General features: G+C 29.5%; 19 protein-coding genes. All 19 read left to right on the top strand.

Annotated features, from left to right (window positions below; all coding sequences use genetic code 11):
• Positions 1 to 64: 64 nt before the first annotated feature.
• The 19 genes from pepF (at position 65) to atpA (ending at position 17792) form a co-directional block, all read left to right on the top strand.
• A complete protein-coding gene (gene pepF, locus RDX53_RS00270) occupies positions 65 to 2014 on the top strand; it encodes an oligoendopeptidase F (RefSeq protein ID WP_307993451.1) in 1950 nt (649 codons plus the stop codon).
• A gap of 112 nt (positions 2015 to 2126) precedes the next feature.
• The gene (galU, locus tag RDX53_RS00275) at positions 2127 to 3065 is read left to right on the top strand and encodes a UTP--glucose-1-phosphate uridylyltransferase GalU (RefSeq protein ID WP_195931356.1); all 939 of its coding nucleotides are present in this window, start codon (positions 2127 to 2129) and stop codon (positions 3063 to 3065) included.
• Positions 3066 to 3426: 361 nt separating this feature from the next.
• Complete coding sequence (glpX, locus tag RDX53_RS00280; RefSeq protein WP_295574752.1) at positions 3427 to 4428, top strand: class II fructose-bisphosphatase; 1002 nt, start codon at positions 3427 to 3429, stop codon at positions 4426 to 4428.
• Positions 4429 to 4703: 275 nt separating this feature from the next.
• Positions 4704 to 6365 (top strand): transcription termination factor Rho, encoded by a 1662-nt coding sequence (gene rho / locus RDX53_RS00285; RefSeq protein WP_195930119.1) that lies wholly within the window; start codon positions 4704 to 4706, stop codon positions 6363 to 6365.
• 182 nt (positions 6366 to 6547) lie between these two features.
• Complete coding sequence (gene rpmE / locus RDX53_RS00290) at positions 6548 to 6748, top strand: 50S ribosomal protein L31 (protein WP_039906460.1); 201 nt, start codon at positions 6548 to 6550, stop codon at positions 6746 to 6748.
• Positions 6749 to 6958: 210 nt separating this feature from the next.
• Positions 6959 to 7870 carry a DUF1385 domain-containing protein gene (locus RDX53_RS00295; RefSeq protein ID WP_307993452.1) on the top strand — a complete coding sequence of 304 codons (912 nt, stop codon included), beginning with the start codon at positions 6959 to 6961 and terminating at the stop codon, positions 7868 to 7870.
• Positions 7871 to 7880: 10 nt separating this feature from the next.
• Positions 7881 to 8732 carry a peptide chain release factor N(5)-glutamine methyltransferase gene (gene prmC / locus RDX53_RS00300; protein WP_195930121.1) on the top strand — a complete coding sequence of 284 codons (852 nt, stop codon included), beginning with the start codon at positions 7881 to 7883 and terminating at the stop codon, positions 8730 to 8732.
• A 12-nt stretch (positions 8733 to 8744) separates the two neighbouring features.
• Positions 8745 to 9809, top strand: coding sequence for a peptide chain release factor 1 (gene prfA / locus RDX53_RS00305; RefSeq protein WP_195930122.1), 1065 nt, complete (start codon positions 8745 to 8747; stop codon positions 9807 to 9809).
• 169 nt (positions 9810 to 9978) lie between these two features.
• Complete coding sequence (locus RDX53_RS00310) at positions 9979 to 10659, top strand: ZIP family metal transporter (RefSeq protein WP_295676488.1); 681 nt, start codon at positions 9979 to 9981, stop codon at positions 10657 to 10659.
• A gap of 20 nt (positions 10660 to 10679) precedes the next feature.
• Positions 10680 to 11720, top strand: coding sequence for an L-threonylcarbamoyladenylate synthase (locus RDX53_RS00315; RefSeq protein ID WP_307993453.1), 1041 nt, complete (start codon positions 10680 to 10682; stop codon positions 11718 to 11720).
• A 307-nt stretch (positions 11721 to 12027) separates the two neighbouring features.
• On the top strand, positions 12028 to 12480 hold the full coding sequence (rpiB, locus tag RDX53_RS00320) for a ribose 5-phosphate isomerase B (protein ID WP_295574763.1): 453 nt from the start codon (positions 12028 to 12030) through the stop codon (positions 12478 to 12480).
• Between the two features lie 74 nt (positions 12481 to 12554).
• A complete protein-coding gene (gene upp, locus RDX53_RS00325; protein WP_195931157.1) occupies positions 12555 to 13184 on the top strand; it encodes a uracil phosphoribosyltransferase in 630 nt (209 codons plus the stop codon).
• Positions 13185 to 13477: 293 nt separating this feature from the next.
• Positions 13478 to 13705, top strand: coding sequence for an AtpZ/AtpI family protein (locus RDX53_RS00330; protein ID WP_295676491.1), 228 nt, complete (start codon positions 13478 to 13480; stop codon positions 13703 to 13705).
• A 4-nt stretch (positions 13706 to 13709) separates the two neighbouring features.
• Complete coding sequence (locus RDX53_RS00335) at positions 13710 to 14099, top strand: ATP synthase subunit I (protein WP_195931155.1); 390 nt, start codon at positions 13710 to 13712, stop codon at positions 14097 to 14099.
• A gap of 3 nt (positions 14100 to 14102) precedes the next feature.
• Entirely contained in the window at positions 14103 to 14807 is a 705-nt protein-coding gene (gene atpB / locus RDX53_RS00340) for a F0F1 ATP synthase subunit A (protein WP_195931154.1), read from the top strand.
• A gap of 86 nt (positions 14808 to 14893) precedes the next feature.
• Positions 14894 to 15139 (top strand): ATP synthase F0 subunit C, encoded by a 246-nt coding sequence (gene atpE, locus RDX53_RS00345; RefSeq protein ID WP_007287638.1) that lies wholly within the window; start codon positions 14894 to 14896, stop codon positions 15137 to 15139.
• A 95-nt stretch (positions 15140 to 15234) separates the two neighbouring features.
• Positions 15235 to 15735, top strand: a complete 501-nt coding sequence (atpF, locus tag RDX53_RS00350; protein WP_195931153.1) for a F0F1 ATP synthase subunit B — start codon at positions 15235 to 15237, stop codon at positions 15733 to 15735.
• Entirely contained in the window at positions 15732 to 16271 is a 540-nt protein-coding gene (locus RDX53_RS00355; RefSeq protein WP_195931152.1) for a F0F1 ATP synthase subunit delta, read from the top strand. The genes atpF and RDX53_RS00355 overlap by 4 nt, the downstream gene beginning before the upstream one ends.
• An 18-nt stretch (positions 16272 to 16289) precedes the next feature.
• Positions 16290 to 17792 carry a F0F1 ATP synthase subunit alpha gene (atpA, locus tag RDX53_RS00360; RefSeq protein ID WP_195931151.1) on the top strand — a complete coding sequence of 501 codons (1503 nt, stop codon included), beginning with the start codon at positions 16290 to 16292 and terminating at the stop codon, positions 17790 to 17792.
• Positions 17793 to 17798 lie beyond the last annotated feature (6 nt).

A 17798-nucleotide genomic window follows, 5' to 3' on the forward strand; every position in this document is an offset into this window, starting at 1 on the left:
TTGAATAATAAAATAAAAAAAAGTCATCCTAATATTAAGTAATAATAAGAAAGGATGACTTTTTATGGGCAAAAAGTTAAATATAATAGGAATAATAGTATTTATAACTGTTTTTACAGGCGGTATTTTTTATGGAATAAATAATTATAACGAAAAGGAAGTTAATAATGTATCATCATCACGCACTAATAATAAGATAAGGTATTTAAATAATAACGAATATAGTAGTGTATTTTCTCCTACTTATAATAGAAATGAAGTTGGTGATGAAGAATCACATGGAAATTATAAATATGTGACATGGAATCTACAATCACTATTTAAATCAGATGAAGCATGGGAAAAAGAATTATCCAAATTTAATAAAGATATAAATGAATTGGAGAATTACGTAGGCAAAGTGACTAAATCAAAAACTCATTTTGTATCAGCACTTAAAATTAAAGAAAAACTAGATATAAGATTAGAAAAATTATATGCTTATGCTAAATTAAGCAAAGATATAAATAAAAATTCTTATAAGTATTTAGACATGATAAATAAAGTTAGCAAGGTTGACTCAAAATACAGCAGAATATGTGCAGAATTAGAATTAGAAATACTTAAATTACCTGATTCTACTTATAAGGAATATACGAAAAGTAAAAAAGTAGAAAAAAAGTTTAAAATGTATCTACAAGAAATTCGAAAAAGTAAACAACATTATTTAGATGAAAAATCAGAAAGTATATTAAACAAAATGGGAAATATACTTTCACTTCCTTCAGATATATACGACTTATTCAGTAATATGGATAAGGATAGTGGAGATACTCCATCAGAGTATTCATCTAAAATTAAATCATCAGATAGAGAAACAAGAAAGACAGCATTTACAAATGAATTTGTAATATATAATGACAATATAAACACACTATCAGGATTATTAATAGGACAGGCGAACACTAATATTTTTTATTCAGATATTAGAAAATATAATTCAAGTTTAGAGATGTATTTAGATAGTGATGAAGTAGATCCCAAAATCTATGATAACTTAATAGATACAGTAAATAAAAACAGTGAATCATTACACAAGTATATCTCATTAAGAAAGAAAATATTAAATATCGATAAAGTACATTATTATGATATGTTTGTGCCAATTGTTGAAGAAGAAGAGAACTATATATCTTATGATAAGGCAATTCCTTTAGTTTATGCTGCGCTTGAACCATTAGGAGAAGAATATGAAGATATAGCATATAAAGCTTTTAATGAAAGATGGATAGATGTATATTCCAGCGAAGATAAAGTAGGGGGCGGATACTGTCTATCTGTATATAACAATCATCCATATATATTGCTTAATTACGATAACTCATTAGACTCTGTATCTACATTAGTCCATGAGTTAGGTCATGGTGTTTATGGCTACTTAAGTCAAAAAAATCAAGAATATTATAATGCACAACCATCAATATTTACACATGAAGTTGCATCAACTACAAACGAAGCATTACTATATGAATTTTTAATAAAAAATGCAGGCAATGATAAACAAAAAGCGTACTATATAACTCAATATATGGACTTTATCAAAGATACTCTTTACACACAAACTATGTATGCGGAGTTTGAACGAGATGTGCATGCTATGTTAGAAAATAACGAAAATGTAAATACATTAGTATTAAATGATTTATGGTCACATTTATTAAAAAAATATTATGGAAATGACTTTGAAGTAGACCCACTCGCAATGATAGGTTGGGCTAGAATACCACATTTTTATAATAGTTTTTATGTTTATAAATATGCTACAGGATGTAGCAGTGCAATAAGTTTTGCGCAAGACATATTAAATGATGGGCCAGAAGACTACCTAAACTTCCTAAAAAAAGGTGGTTCAGATAAACCACTTAATTTATTAAAAAGTGGCGGTGTTGATTTAACAAATGATAAATCCATCCAAGTAAGCATAGATAAATTCAATAAATTATTAGTTGAGCTAGAGAAGTTAACTAATAATTAAAGTGACAAAAATATATTAATAATGTAGAATAATATGTAAATATGATAGTTTATTTAATAATTAATTTAGGATATATTTTTGTATAACAATGCATTTTGGAGGGAGGATTTATATGCAAAAGAAAATAAGAAAAGCTGTTATACCAGCTGCAGGATTGGGTACTAGATTTTTACCAGCAACAAAGGCTCAACCAAAAGAAATGTTACCAATAGTGGATAAACCAACATTACAATATATAATAGAAGAAGCTGTTGAATCGGGAATAGAAGAAATTCTTATAATTACAGGAAAAAATAAAAAATCTATAGAAGATCATTTTGATAAATCAGTTGAACTAGAATTAGAATTAGAGCAAAAAGGAAAAACTGAATTATTAGAAATTGTAAGAAATATAACAAAAATGGTTAATATATACTATATAAGACAAAAAGAACCTAAAGGATTAGGTGATGCAATTTATTGTGCAAGAAGCTTTATAGGAGATGAACCATTTGCTGTTATGTTAGGTGATGATATTGTTGATAATGATGTACCTTGCCTAAAACAATTAATGTCAGCATATGAAGAATACAGAACAACTATATTAGGTGTTCAATCTGTTGCACCAGAAGATGCTAATAAATATGGAATAATAAATGCTAAATATATAGAAGATAGTGTTTACAAAGTTAAGGATCTAGTGGAAAAACCAGAACCAGGCAAACAACCTTCGAATATCGCCATATTAGGAAGATATATAATAACACCTGAAATCTTTGAGATTCTTGAAAATCAAAAACCAGGAAAAGGTGGAGAAGTTCAATTAACAGATGCATTAAAAACTTTATCTAAAAAAGAAGCAATGTATGCATATGAATTTGAAGGAAGAAGATACGACGTTGGAGATAAATTAGGATTTTTAGAGGCAACAGTTGACTTTGCTTTAAAGAAACCAGAACTTCAAGGTCCATTTATGGAATACTTAAAAAAAGTATGTAGTGAAAGAACTGTTGAGAAAGAAGTAGCATTATCTGCAGAATTAACTTCTGAAGATGACAATACTGAAAAATAGAAAGAGGGAATAAAGTTGGCTAAAAGTAGACAAGCTAAGATGAACAAAATTCTAGCTATTGGAATAGCTGTAGTATTACTTGTAACTAGTTTAACTACGTTAATAAGTGTTATTTCATGGTATTTATAAAAAAATGTAGGAAGATAAATTTTTATTTGTTTTCCTACATTTTTTTTTTGATTTTAATTATCTATGATTTTGAATATATTAATAAAATTATGTTTATTGGAATTAAATAGTAGACATTAAATGAATATAAGGTATAATATTAGTGGTAATAATAAATAAAAAAGTTAAAAAAATACATATAATTTAAATTAATTAGAATGATATAAATTAAAATTATAAAAAGGAGAGAATTATGGATAGAAATTTAGCGTTAGAGCTTGTAAGAGTTACAGAGGCTGCAGCATTAGTTTCATCACAATTTATGGGAAGAGGAGATAAAAATGGAGCTGATGGAGCTGCAGTAGAAGCTATGAGAAGAGCCTTTGAATCAGTAAAAATTAAAGGTGAAGTTGTAATTGGGGAAGGGGAAATTGATGAAGCCCCAATGTTATATATAGGTGAAAAAGTAGGTAGTCAAGAAGATGGAGCTATGGAAGTCGATATAGCAGTTGACCCTCTTGACGGTACTGAATTAATAGCGAAAGGCCTTCCAAATGCAATAGCGGTAATAGCTATGGGGAAAAAAGGTTCTCTATTAAATGCACCCGATACATATATGAAAAAAATAGTTGTAGGACCAAAAGCAAAAGGTGCTATAGATTTAAATAAAAGTGTGGAAGAAAATATAATAAATGTTTCAAAAGCATTAGGAAAGAAAACTACTCAAATGACAATTATGGCTCAAGATAGAGAAAGACATAATTATATATTTGAAGTTGCAAGAAAATTAGGATGTAAAATAAGAATGTTTGATGCTGGAGATATAGCAGCTGGTATAGCAACTTGTTTTGAAGAAACAGGAGTTGACATGCTTATGGGAATCGGTGGAGGACCAGAAGGCGTAATAACAGCAGCAGCAATAAAATGCATGGGTGGAGATATGCAAGCTCAAATATATCCATTAAGTGATCAAGAAAGAGAAAGATGTCATGAGATGGGATATTCAGATGAAGATATCGAAAAGATATTAACAATAGATGATTTAGCAAAAGGTGATGACTTATTCTTCGCTGCTACAGGAATAACAGAAGGAAACTTATTAAAAGGTGTTGTTAATATGGGCGGAAATAAGGCAAAAACAGAATCTGTAGTTATGAGAGGAAAAACAGGAACTATAAGATTTGTTAATGCTATACATAATCTAGATAAAAATGAAATATTAGTGGATTTAATGAAAAAATATAATATGGAATAAGAGAATAAAGATATATAAAATAATCTATTGTATTTATACTACGATAGATTATTTTTAATTTATAAATAATTATAAGATAAAAGTTACTAATGAATTAAAATGTAAAATAAAGGCTATAAATATGTATTTTATTTTATTTATTGACCATAATACAAAAATAATGCTATTATTAAGTTGTTATTATGTTCGAACTTATAGTAAAAACAACTTCTCTTTTTCATGCCGTTTATTTCCAATGAAACTATTAAAAATTGAGAGCAAGGAGGTCTAGTTTTTTGAATACAGAAAATATCAATCTAAATGATTTAAATAATCAAACACTAGCTCAATTAAGAGAAATAGCTAAAGAGCTAAATATCAAATCAGTTACTAAGTATAAAAAAGCTGAACTGATTGATAAAATAAATGAAAATGCTAACAAATCAAGCAATAGTGACTCGGACGAATTAAAACAAAATAATAAAAAAGTACAAAACATTGAAGATACGGCTAAAAAATACAATGTGAAAAAGGAAGAGAAAAATACTCAAATAGATGATTATAATAGTGCAAATTTAGAAAATACAAAACAACCAGCATTTAAATCTGAAAATAATAAAAATAATAAATACGATAATAGAAATTACAATAATAAGAATAATACTCAACAAAATATAAATACACAAAGAAATTATAATAAATTTCAAAAAAATGATAATAAACAGTTAAATAATAATGAGAATAAGCTTTCTAATAATGATTTAAAAATTCAAAAAAGTAACAATATAAAGGGAAATTATACACCAAAAGTAGTAGAAGAATCTAAAATAATTAATGAGTTTAATACTTCTAAAGAAGATGAAGTAGTAGGTGTATTAGAAATATTACCAGATGGATTTGGTTTCTTAAGAGGTTCAAATTATTTATCAACAGAAAACGATGTATATGTATCACCATCCCAAATAAGAAGATTCAATATGAAAACAGGGGATAAAATAAGAGGTATAACAAGACATCCAAAAACAGGTGAAAAATTTAGAGCACTTTTATTTGTTCAAAAAATAAATGATGAAGACCCTGAAACAGCAATACAAAGAAAAGCCTTTGAAACATTAACTCCTATATACCCACAAGAAAGATTAACTTTAGAGAAACAACCAAATGAAATATCTACAAGATTAATCGATTTAATATCACCAATAGGAAAAGGACAAAGAGGATTAATTGTTGCACCCCCAAAAGCAGGTAAAACAATTCTTTTAAAAAGTGTCGCAAACAGTATAGTTAAAAATTATCCAGATGTAGAATTAATAGTACTATTAATTGATGAAAGACCTGAAGAAGTTACAGATATGAAAGAGTCTATCAATGCAGATGTTATATATTCAACATTTGACCAAGTATCAAGCCACCATGTAAAGGTAGCTGAAATGGTTTTAAATAGAGCTCAAAGACTTGTTGAACATGGAAAAGATGTAGTTATCTTATTAGACAGTATAACTAGATTAGCTAGGGCGTATAACTTAACTATTTCACCAACAGGAAGAACTTTATCTGGAGGTTTAGATCCAGGAGCATTACATGGACCTAAAAAATTCTTTGGTGCAGCTAGAAATATAAGACAAGGTGGCTCACTTACAATCCTTGCAACTGCACTAGTTGAAACTGGTTCAAGAATGGATGATGTTATATTTGAGGAATTCAAAGGAACAGGTAATATGGAATTAAATCTAGACAGAAAATTAGCTGAAAAGAGAATATTCCCTGCAGTTGATATTTATAAATCTGGAACAAGAAGAGAAGATTTATTATTATCAGACAAAGAAAAGGCTGCTTTATGGAAATTAAGAAAAGAAATGAGTAACAGTTCTATCTTAGAAGTAACAGATAATATATTAGAGGCATTAAAAAGAACAAAAACTAATGAAGAGTTTATAAATAATATAAATGGAATTTAACAAATTTTGTAATAAATAAAATTGGAAATAAAAAGTAAAATAACTAATAATAAAAAGTAAAGAGTATGAAAAATGCTTGAACCCTTCAAAAACATATGATATAATGTGATAGTTGATATTGAAGAAGTAAAAAAATTAGTATAATTAATTTTAAAATATAAAAGAAAAAAGAGGTGACAATGATGCAAAAAGATATACAACCAAAATACAATGAAGTAGAAGTACGTTGTGCTTGTGGAAATACTTTCATGGCTGGTTCAACTAAGGACGAAATAAGAGTTGAGATTTGTTCTGAATGCCATCCTTTCTATACTGGAAAACAAAAGAATATAGAAAAAGGTGGAAGAATCGACAAATTCAAAAAAAGATTCAACATGGAATAATATTCATAAAAAACAGGGGTTGGTTTTTCCAACCTCTATTTTATTATGCATAGGAAATTTATTTTAAGATAATTCTAATAAGCACAAGGGATGTACAAAATAAAAGATTTTTTATTTTCTAACATGCCCTTTTTTAATATTATAAATTTGATATAATAGTAGTTGTGTAAAATTAATATGTTAACTTAATCTTAGGTTAAGGAGAGAATTATGAATAAAGACAAATTAGTGAAAGTTGGAGGCCAGGCTGTAATAGAAGGTGTGATGATGCAATCACAAGATTATAGGGCCATTGCAGTTAGAAAATCTGATGGGGAAATAGAAGTAAAAAAAGAAAGAATCAAAAGCTGGGTAAAAGATAAAAAAATAGATAAAATCCCATTCTTAAGAGGAGGTTTTATCTTAATAGATACAATGATCAGCGGAATGAATAGTTTAAACTTCTCATCATCTTTCTTCTTAGATGATGAAGAAGAGGAAGATGCTATAGATAAATTTCTTAAAAAGGTATTTAAAGATAAAGCTAATGATGCAATTATTGCAGTATCTTTAATAATATCAATATTACTTTCTATTGGAATTTTTGTGTTAATACCTACTTTTCTAGGGGGATTATTTGCAAGAATAATAAATAACCATATACTACTTAATTTAATTGAAGGCGCAATTAGAATTGCAATATTAATACTATATATGGCGTTAGTCTCTTTAAATTCCGATATCAAAAGGTTATTTCAATATCATGGAGCGGAACACAAATCAATTTATTGTTATGAAAATGACTTAGAGTTAACTGTAGAGAATGCACGAAAATTCGGCAGATTGCATCCTAGATGTGGAACTAACTTTTTATTTATAGTTATGTTTACATCAATTATATTGTTTTCGTTTTTTGGATGGCCAAATCCATTACTAAGAGTAACAATAAGGATTGTATGCATTCCAGTAGTAGCTGGCATAGCTTATGAAATAATCAAGTTTCTTGGTAAATATAATAATATTTTGAGTAAAATTGTTGCATATCCGGGAATGATGATGCAAAAAATAACAACGAAAGAACCAGATGACGAACAATTAGAAGTTGCTTTAGCAGCGCTTAAAGCAGCATTAAATGAAAAATAAGAGGTAGTTTATGACTATTAAAGAAATACTTATACAATATTCTAAAGAACTAGAAAATATAAGTGATACACCTAGATTAGATGTAGAAATGCTTCTAAAAAAGGCTTTAGGAGATGTTGATTCTATGTATATAAGAATGTACTTAGATAAACAATTAACTGAAGAACAAGAAAAATATTTTCTAGAAATGATAAAAGAAAGATTGAATGAAAGACCGATTGCTTATATTATAGGTAATAGAGAGTTTATGGGATTAGACTTTTTTGTACAAGAAGGTGTATTAATTCCTAGGCCGGATACTGAAACATTAGTGGAAGAAATAATAAATATATGCAATAATAGAACAGGATTGAATATTTTGGATATAGGTACAGGTTCAGGAGCAATCACGATAAGCCTAGCAAAATATTTAGATAAATCACATGTAATATCAGCAGACATTTCTGATATTGCTTTAGAGATAGCATCAAAAAATGCGATTTCTAATAATGTAGATGAACGAATAGATTTTATTAAATCAGACGTATTTTCAAATGTACCAAAAGAAGAAAAATTTGATTTAATCGTATCTAATCCACCATATATCAGAAAAGCAGATATAGACGGATTAGATAGACAAGTAAAAGATTTCGAACCTTATAATGCGCTAGAAGGTGGAGAAGATGGACTTGATTTTTATAGAAAAATTACAAAGGAATCTAAGGCTTTTCTTAAAAATAAAGGAATTTTAGCATACGAAGTGGGCCATGACCAAGCACAAGACGTAAGTCAAATTATGCAAGAAAATGGCTTTGAAGGTATATATACTAAATGCGATTTACAAGGATTCGAAAGAGTAGTAATAGGATTTTATAATAATTAGGAAGGTGAAAAGATGTTAAATAAGCTGCAAGTATTAGAAGATAAATACAAAGAACTTACAGAAAAAATCAGTGATATAGAAGTTATCAATGATCAAAAAACATGGCAAAAATACATGAAAGAACATGCTGATTTAGAGCCAATCGTAATGAAATATAGAGAATACAAAGAAGTTGTAGACAATATAAAAGAATCAAAAGAAATACTAGAAGAAGAATCTGATGAAGAATTAAGAGAATTAGCTAAAATGGAATTATCTGATTTAGAATCTAGAGTAGAACCAATAGAAGATGAACTAAAAATATTATTATTACCAAAAGACCCTAATGATGAAAAGAACGTTATAGTTGAAATCAGAGGTGGAGCAGGTGGAGATGAAGCTGCTTTATTCGCTGGAGACTTATTCAGAATGTATTCAAGATATGCAGAAAGAAGAAGATGGAAAACAGAACTTCTAAGTGCAAGTGATACAGGAGTAGGTGGATATAAAGAAGTTTCTTTCATGATAAAAGGGAAAGGTGCTTATTCAAGACTTAAATACGAATCAGGAGTTCACAGAGTACAAAGAATACCATCAACTGAATCAGGCGGAAGAATCCATACTTCAACAGCAACAGTTGCAGTTTTACCAGAGGTAGAAGATGTAGAAGTAGAAATCAATCCAAATGACTTAAGAATAGACGTGTTCAGAGCATCTGGTAATGGTGGACAATGTGTAAATACAACTGACTCAGCAGTAAGAATTACACATATACCAACAGGAGAAGTAGTTTCTTGCCAAGATGAGAAATCACAGTTAAAAAATAAAGAAAAGGCTATGAAAGTATTAAAAGCTAGATTATATGATAAAGCATTGGCTGAACAACATGATGATATAGCAGCTGAAAGACGAAGCCAAGTTGGTACTGGTGACAGATCTGAAAGAATAAGAACTTACAACTTCCCACAAGGTAGAGTAAGTGACCATAGAATAAATCTAACATTATATAAATTAGACTCTTTCTTAGATGGAGACTTAGATGAAATGATAGATTCACTTATAACAGAAGATCAAACTAAAAAAATGTCAGCTATATAATAAGTATAATGAGCCAAATGATTTAAGAATATCATTTGGCTTTTTTATAAAAACTATAATAAAATGACTTTCTAAAACCTTATACTAAATATTAACTCTCCCAAATATTAATTTTAAATATTTTGGCCTCATATAATTAAATAAATTAAATTTTGAGGAGAGGACAAAGATGATTTTAAAAATTACTTTAATTGGTTTAATGGCAGGCGTATTAGGAACTGGTTTAGGCGGGGTTTTATCTGGAATCTTTAAAAAAAAGGTAGATAAGTACATAGATTTTTTTATGGGTTTATCAGGTGGCATAATGTTAGCAGTTGTAGTGTTTGACTTAATGAAAGAAGCAATAGACCAAAAGGGTATCTGGATAACAGTAATTGCAACTTTATTAGGTGTAATTATAACAATGCTTATAAAAGAAAATTTACATATGTCTAAAGATAAACAAGCTGGATACCTTATATTTATAAGTATTTTACTACATAATTTGCCAGAAGGGTTAGCTATTGGTTCATCTTTTGTATCAGCAGAAACTTTAGGATGGACACTAGCTTTAGTAATAGGTATACATAACGTTCCAGAAGGACTTGCTACTGCACTTACCCTGGCAGGAACTAAAATGAAGACAAGTAAGATAATACTATATACAGTTATAGCAGGAATTCCTATGGGAATTGGAAGTTTTCTAGGTGTATATTTTGCAGGAAACTTTAATTACCTAATTGGTGTATTTTTATCAATTGCAGCAGGAACTATGTTGTATGTTGTTCTTGAAGAAATATTGCCAAGAACTACAAATCTTTTTTGCATAATAGGATTTTTAATAGGAACAATAATTGTATATTGCATCTAAATTAAAAGAGGTGGAATAAAATGGATACATTGATTAGTAAAATTGACGTAGACAATATAGACATGGAACAAATAAAAAAACAAGCAGAAATTTTGAAGGCTGGTAAAACGGTAATATTTCCAACAGAAACAGTTTATGGATTAGGAGCCAATGCTTTAGATGAGGATGCAGTTAGCAAAATTTATGAAGCTAAAGGTAGACCGAGCGATAATCCATTAATCGTACATATTGGGGACAAAAAACAAATATATAATCTAGTTTGTGATGTGCCTGAACAAGCTGAAATTGTAATGGATAAATTTTGGCCAGGACCTATAACTATCATCTTAAAGAAAAAGGATATAATTCCTGAAAGAACAAGTGGTGGTTTAGATACAGTTGCAATTAGAATGCCTTCAAACAAAATAGCAAGTGCGCTTATAAATGAAGCAAATCTTCCAATTGCAGCTCCATCAGCAAATATATCTGGTAGACCATCACCAACAAGAGGAGTCCATGTTTATGAACAGATGAATCATAGAGTGAGTGGTATAATAATGGGAAATGACTGTGTATATGGATTAGAATCAACAGTTTTAGATTTGACTGGTGATATTCCAACAATTTTAAGACCAGGAAGTATTACAAAAGAACAACTAGAAAAAGAATTAGGAAACGTTCAATTAGACCCAGCATTAGCAAAAAAAGAAGATAATATCAAAGCTAAGGCACCTGGAATGAAATATACACACTATTCACCAAATGCAGATGTATACATAGTAGATGGTGAACAATCGAAGGTTATTGATAAAATAAATAGATTAACAGAAGAAAATAATGCTAAAAATTTAAAAACATGTATTATATGTCTAAAATCTAACGAAAAACGCTATATAGGAAAAACTATATGTCTAGGAGAAACTTTAGATGATGTAGCTTCAAATCTATTTGATGCATTAATACAAGCAGATAAGGAAAAATGTGATATAATATACTCTGAATCGTTTACAAATGAGGGTATAGGATGTGCAATAATGAACAGGCTTTTAAAGTCTGCCGGATATAAGATTATAAACGCTTGATAATAATTTAATTTTATTGAAATTATATATAAATTTAAGTTATTATTACCTTGGAATGGTTTTCCTAAATGAATTAATAAGCAATAATTATAAATTTGGTTAAAAAAAATACAATAAATTAGAGCAAAAAATTCAAACAGGGAGAGCAAATAATACATACTTTATAATAGGTAAATGTTAAAAATTCATAATATAAATTAGAAATCTAAAAAAATATATGGTGGTTTACAAAAAATGATTGTACTATTATAATGTAATAGTTAAAAAATAATCAATCATTTTAAAATATATATAGGAGTATTATAAAATGAAAATAGGTTTAGGATGCGACCATGGCGGTTACAATTTAAAATTAGAAATCAAGCAATATTTAGAATCTAAGGGAGTAGAATGTGTAGATTATGGTACAAATAATGCTGAAGAATCTGTAGATTATCCTATCTATGGACAAAAAGTTGCAGAGGCAGTTGTAGCAAAAGATGTTGATTATGGAATATTATGTTGTGGAACGGGGATAGGAATATCACTAGCAGCAAATAAAGTTCCAGGAATAAGATGCGCAGTAGTATCAGATACATTCTCTGCAAAAATGTCAAAAGCTCATAATAATGCTAATATGCTATCTTTAGGTGAAAGGGTATTAGGCAAAGGTTTGGCTTTAGAGATAGTTGAGGCATGGATAAATACAGAATTTGAAGGTGACAGACACCAAAGAAGAGTAGATTTACTTGGTGACATAGAAAAGAAATATAATAAATAATAAACTTATAGGAATTATAAGAAATAGAACAAGCTAAAAATATAATTAAAATACAATAATCTAGGAGGTAAATGATGAGCAAAGTAATAGTTACAGATCATCCATTAATACAACATAAGTTAACTCTTATGAGAAAGACGACAACAGGATCAAAAGATTTTAGACAGTTATTAACAGAGATATCGATGTTAATGGGTTATGAGGTAACAAGAAATTTACCGTTAGAAGACACAGAAATAGAAACACCTATCGTAAAAACAAAATCTAAAGTTATATCAGGTAAAAAATTAGGAATAGTACCTATATTAAGAGCTGGTTTAGGAATGGTAGAAGGATTCGTAACATTAGTGCCATCTGCAAGAGTAGGTCACGTTGGACTATATAGAGATCCAGAAACTTTAAAACCAGTTGAATACTACTGTAAATTACCACAAGATATAGAAGAAAGAGAAATGATAGTTGTAGACCCAATGCTTGCAACAGGTGGTTCTGCTATAGCTGCTATAGACGTATTAAAAGAAAGGGGAGCAAAAAACATAAAATTAGTTAATTTAGTTGCAGCTCCAGAAGGTATAGCAGAAGTACAAAAATATCATGATGATGTAGATATATATGTTGCATCAATTGATGAAAAGTTAAATGATCATGGATATATAGTGCCAGGATTAGGTGACGCAGGAGATAGAATATTCGGAACAAAATAATAAGGGGGATCTATAGAAATATAGGTCCTTCAAAATTGGAAATTGGCTGAATATTTTGTATACATAATTGCGCACAATAGAAAATAGACACATTAGCGAAATGTGTCTATAAAATGGAAAAATAATGAATAAAATTAGCGAAATTCATAGAAAATATTTGAAAAATTTTAATAGTATGATAAAATAAATAAATAATTTTAATTAAATTTATTTATCAATTTAAAAGCATAGTTATGTAGTAAATATGTGAATTGTAGCTATATTTTAATAAATTAAAAAGGTGTGTTTATATCATGAAAAACAGAAGTGTATTTAGCATAGCAGCAGAAATGCTATCTTTGATAAGTCAGCTTGGAATAATCGTATTAGTTTGTATATTTGGATGTTTCTTTGTAGGAAAATTCATAGATTCCAAACTAAATACTAAGCCAATATTTACAATTATATTTTTAGTATTGGGAGTTGCAAGTGGATTTAACTCTGTATATAGATATCTTCGCAAATACACAAAAGGGAAGTGATTAGATGGATGTCAAAGTAGCAAAAGAGGTCAAAGCTGTTACAGCTGGAGTTCCTATATTTGATGTTGTGGCTGTTATCTTATTAATGGTAATATCACAATTTAGTATTCCTATGCTTATGGGAATAATATTTGGGAGCATTATAGCTGTTTTAAACTTTAGGCTGTTAGCGCTGACATTAGAAAAAGCAGTAAATCTACCACCAGGAAAGGCACAAGCATATACTGGCGTTAGATATATGATAAGGCTTACAATAACCGCTGCGGCACTTATTGTATCTATTAAGAATCCTAATTTACATATAATAGGTACTGCAATAGGATTAATAAGTACTCAAGTTGTTATATTTATAAAAACATTTATAGTTTCAAAATTTAAGAGAAAGGAGGTATAGGTTGTGAAATACGCACAATGGATTATTACATTTTCAAATGGTTTCCGTATAAGTGAGACTGTAGTTACGAGCTGGATAATCATGGCGTTCTTAATAATAGCATCATATTTCCTAACTAGAAATTTAAAGTTAATCCCAACTAGTAAAGTACAAATTATGTTGGAATATGCAGTTGTTACGCTTAAAAATTTAGTTGAGAGCAATATGGGTAAAGATATATTTAAGAAAATGCCTAATATGTTCTACTATATAGGATCATTATTTTTATTCTTCGTATGCTCGAACTTAATTGGACTAGTTGGATTTAAATCTCCGACAACAGACGTCGACACAACACTTGGATGGGCATTACTTACTGTATTTTTAATTTATTTCGAAGGTATGAAGTCAAAAGGACTTGCATATTGGAAAGGTCTGTTAGAACCAGTTCCATTCTTATTACCTTTAAATATAGTCAGTGAGATAGCAACTCCAATATCACTTACATTCCGTCCATTCGGTAATATATTAGGTGGTACTGTAATTATGGGACTTCTTTATCAGTTATTAGCATTTATATCAACACTAATACCTGGTGTATCAATTCCATTCTTACAATTAGTAATACCAGTGCCTTTACATCTATATTTTGACTTGTTCTCAGGTTGTCTACAAGCCTTTATATTTGTAATGTTAACAATGGTATTTATTTCAAATGCAACAGAGTAGTAAGCTAAATTTAAAATTTTAAAATTTAAAACAAAAAATAAAAACAAAAAGAAAATAAAATTATATCTTTCAAGGAGGAATTTATTATGGAACAAGCATTAATGGTATTAGGATCTGCTATAGGAGCAGGAATAGCGGTTTGCTCAGGTATAGGTTCAGGTATAGGACAAGGATACGCAGCTGGGAAAGGTGCAGAAGCAGTTGGGAACCAACCAGAAGCTAAAGGAGATATAATCTCTACAATGTTACTTGGGGCTGCAGTTGCAGAATCTACAGGTATATATGGTCTAGTTATATCTATAATCCTTTTATTCGCAAATCCATGGGTATAAAAAATCAAATAAAAATATTTTCAAATTTACAATTGGGAGGTGTTTGGTCATCTCCTAAATGTAAGTTTTAGGATTTGTCAAGAGGAGGAATAGTTATGGATTTTAAACCGGTTGTAACCATATCATGGGAATTATTATTCCAGATTATAAATACAGTTATACTATTCTTAGTATTGAAAAAAGTATTATTCAAGCCAGTTCTAAACATAATTGAACAAAGAGAAAATATGATTCAAGATGATTTAGCTGCTGGGGCAAAAGCTAAGAATGAAGGTATAGCTTTAAGAAAAGAATATGAAGAAAAAGTTAGCTTAGCGAAAGAAGAAGGTAAAGAGATAATAAAACAAGCTACTGCTAGAGCTGAACAAAAATCTAACCAAATAATCGCAGATGCACAAGCTGAAGCATCTTCATTAAAATCAAAAGCAACAAAAGAAATTGCTCAAGAAAAAGAACAAGCTATTGCTGAAATCAGAAATGATATATCAGATATAGCTATACTAGCAGCATCAAAAGTATTAGAAGAAGATATAGATAAATCTAAACATGAAGATTTAATCGAAAAATTTATAAAAGAGGTAGGGGAAGCTGAATGATAGATGTAATAGCTAACAGATACGCTGAAGCTCTATTTCAAATAGGTGAAGAAGAAAATAAAACTGATAACCTATATAATGAACTAAAAGAAGTATCTTCTCTAATAACTACAAATAACGAATTAAACAATGTTATGAAGTCTCCATTAGTATCAAAAAAGGAAAAAATCCAATTAATTGATACTTTATTTGCTGGAAAAATAGACAATGATTTAAAAAACTTTTTAAAAATATTAATTGAAAAAGGTAGAATCACATCTATAAGTGCAATAGAGGCAACATATAAAGGACTGTTAAATGAAAAGAACAATATCTTAGAAGGATATGTAATCAGTGCAGTTCAAATGGATAACGAGAAAATCAAAGAGCTTGAGACAGAGCTTTCTAAAAAATATAATAAAAATGTTACTTTAGAAAATAAAGTTGATAAGAATGTATTAGGTGGAGTTTTAGTAAGACTTGGTAATACGGAAATAGACGGAACAATAAGAACTCGTTTAAATGGATTAAAAAATCAACTTTCACAAGTAATTTAGTAGGAGGGCGGTGAACCCATGAACTTAAGACCTGAAGAAATCAGTTCTATAATTAAACAACAAATAAAGAACTATGATAATAAAATAGAATTAACAGATACAGGAAGTGTCCTAAAAGTTGGGGATGGTATAGCTACAGTCTATGGATTAGAAAATGTTATGTCAAGTGAATTACTTGAGTTCCCAGGTGAAGTATTTGGGATGGCACTTAACTTAGAAGAAGATGTTGTTGGGGCCGTTTTATTCGGTGATGACAGCGGAATCAAAGAAGGAGACATAGTAAAAAGAACTGGAAGAATAGTAGAAGTTCCAGTTGGTGAAGCTATGATAGGTAGAGTTGTAAGTCCACTTGGTTTACCTATAGATGGTAAAGGACCTATAAACACTAACAAAACTAGACCAGTTGAAACTCCAGCACCTGGTATAATGGCAAGAAAATCAGTTTTTGAACCATTACAAACAGGTATAAAATCAATTGACTCAATGATACCAATCGGTAGAGGTCAAAGGGAGCTTATAATCGGAGATAGACAAACTGGTAAAACTTCTATAGCAATAGATACTATACTAAACCAAAAAGGTAAAGATGTTATATGTATATATGTTGCAATAGGACAAAAACGTTCAACAGTAGCACAATTAGTTACTAGATTAGAAAATGGTGGAGCAATGGATTACACAATAGTTGTTTCTGCAACAGCTTCAGAATCTGCACCACTTCAATACTTAGCACCATATGCAGGAGCTGCAATGGGTGAAGAATTCATGTACAATGGAAAACACGTTCTAATAATATATGATGATTTAAGTAAACAAGCAGTTGCGTACAGAGAAATGTCATTATTACTTAGAAGACCACCAGGCCGTGAAGCATACCCAGGGGATGTTTTCTATCTACATTCAAGATTATTAGAAAGAGCAGCTAAATTATCTGACGAATTAGGCGGAGGATCAATGACTGCTTTACCAATAATAGAAACTCAAGCAGGTGACGTTTCTGCATATATACCAACAAACGTTATATCAATCACTGACGGACAAATATACTTACAACCAGAATTATTCTACTCAGGTGTAAGACCAGCAGTTGACCCTGGTATATCAGTATCAAGAGTTGGTGGTAGTGCACAAATAAAATCAATGAAAAAAGTTTCAGGTACATTAAAACTTGCTTACTCTCAATATAGAGAGCTTGCATCATTCTCTCAATTCGGTTCTGACTTAGATGCTGATACTAAGAGAAGACTTGCTCAAGGTGAAAGAATCGTTGAAGTATTAAAACAAGGCGAAAATGCACCTCTTCATGTTAGTAACCAAGTTATGATAATATTTGCTGTTACAAATGGATTTGTAGATGATATCCCAGTTAGTGAATTATCTAGATTTGAATCTGAATTATTTAAATTCGTAGATGCAAATTATCCTGAATTAAGTGAAAAAATACTAGCAAATAAGGATTTCACAACTGATTTAACTGCAGCAATAAATGAATTCAAAAAGACATTTGTTGTTGAAGCTTAAGAATCC

It is taken from the genome of uncultured Intestinibacter sp. (genome assembly GCF_902468165.1).
In the GTDB taxonomy this organism is placed as follows: Bacteria; Bacillota; Clostridia; order Peptostreptococcales; family Peptostreptococcaceae; genus Intestinibacter.

What these genes read in the sequence shown, in the direction of transcription:
- pepF (WP_307993451.1), top strand. Translation starts at nt 65, where the DNA reads ATGGGCAAAAAGTTAAATATAATAGGAATAATAGTATTTATAACTGTT.
- galU (WP_195931356.1), top strand. Translation starts at nt 2,127, where the DNA reads ATGCAAAAGAAAATAAGAAAAGCTGTTATACCAGCTGCAGGATTGGGT.
- glpX (WP_295574752.1), top strand. Translation starts at nt 3,427, where the DNA reads ATGGATAGAAATTTAGCGTTAGAGCTTGTAAGAGTTACAGAGGCTGCA.
- rpmE (WP_039906460.1), top strand. Translation starts at nt 6,548, where the DNA reads ATGCAAAAAGATATACAACCAAAATACAATGAAGTAGAAGTACGTTGT.
- RDX53_RS00295 (WP_307993452.1), top strand. Translation starts at nt 6,959, where the DNA reads ATGAATAAAGACAAATTAGTGAAAGTTGGAGGCCAGGCTGTAATAGAA.
- prmC (WP_195930121.1), top strand. Translation starts at nt 7,881, where the DNA reads ATGACTATTAAAGAAATACTTATACAATATTCTAAAGAACTAGAAAAT.
- prfA (WP_195930122.1), top strand. Translation starts at nt 8,745, where the DNA reads ATGTTAAATAAGCTGCAAGTATTAGAAGATAAATACAAAGAACTTACA.
- RDX53_RS00310 (WP_295676488.1), top strand. Translation starts at nt 9,979, where the DNA reads ATGATTTTAAAAATTACTTTAATTGGTTTAATGGCAGGCGTATTAGGA.
- RDX53_RS00315 (WP_307993453.1), top strand. Translation starts at nt 10,680, where the DNA reads ATGGATACATTGATTAGTAAAATTGACGTAGACAATATAGACATGGAA.
- rpiB (WP_295574763.1), top strand. Translation starts at nt 12,028, where the DNA reads ATGAAAATAGGTTTAGGATGCGACCATGGCGGTTACAATTTAAAATTA.
- upp (WP_195931157.1), top strand. Translation starts at nt 12,555, where the DNA reads ATGAGCAAAGTAATAGTTACAGATCATCCATTAATACAACATAAGTTA.
- RDX53_RS00330 (WP_295676491.1), top strand. Translation starts at nt 13,478, where the DNA reads ATGAAAAACAGAAGTGTATTTAGCATAGCAGCAGAAATGCTATCTTTG.
- RDX53_RS00335 (WP_195931155.1), top strand. Translation starts at nt 13,710, where the DNA reads ATGGATGTCAAAGTAGCAAAAGAGGTCAAAGCTGTTACAGCTGGAGTT.
- atpE (WP_007287638.1), top strand. Translation starts at nt 14,894, where the DNA reads ATGGAACAAGCATTAATGGTATTAGGATCTGCTATAGGAGCAGGAATA.
- atpF (WP_195931153.1), top strand. Translation starts at nt 15,235, where the DNA reads ATGGATTTTAAACCGGTTGTAACCATATCATGGGAATTATTATTCCAG.
- RDX53_RS00355 (WP_195931152.1), top strand. Translation starts at nt 15,732, where the DNA reads ATGATAGATGTAATAGCTAACAGATACGCTGAAGCTCTATTTCAAATA.
- atpA (WP_195931151.1), top strand. Translation starts at nt 16,290, where the DNA reads ATGAACTTAAGACCTGAAGAAATCAGTTCTATAATTAAACAACAAATA.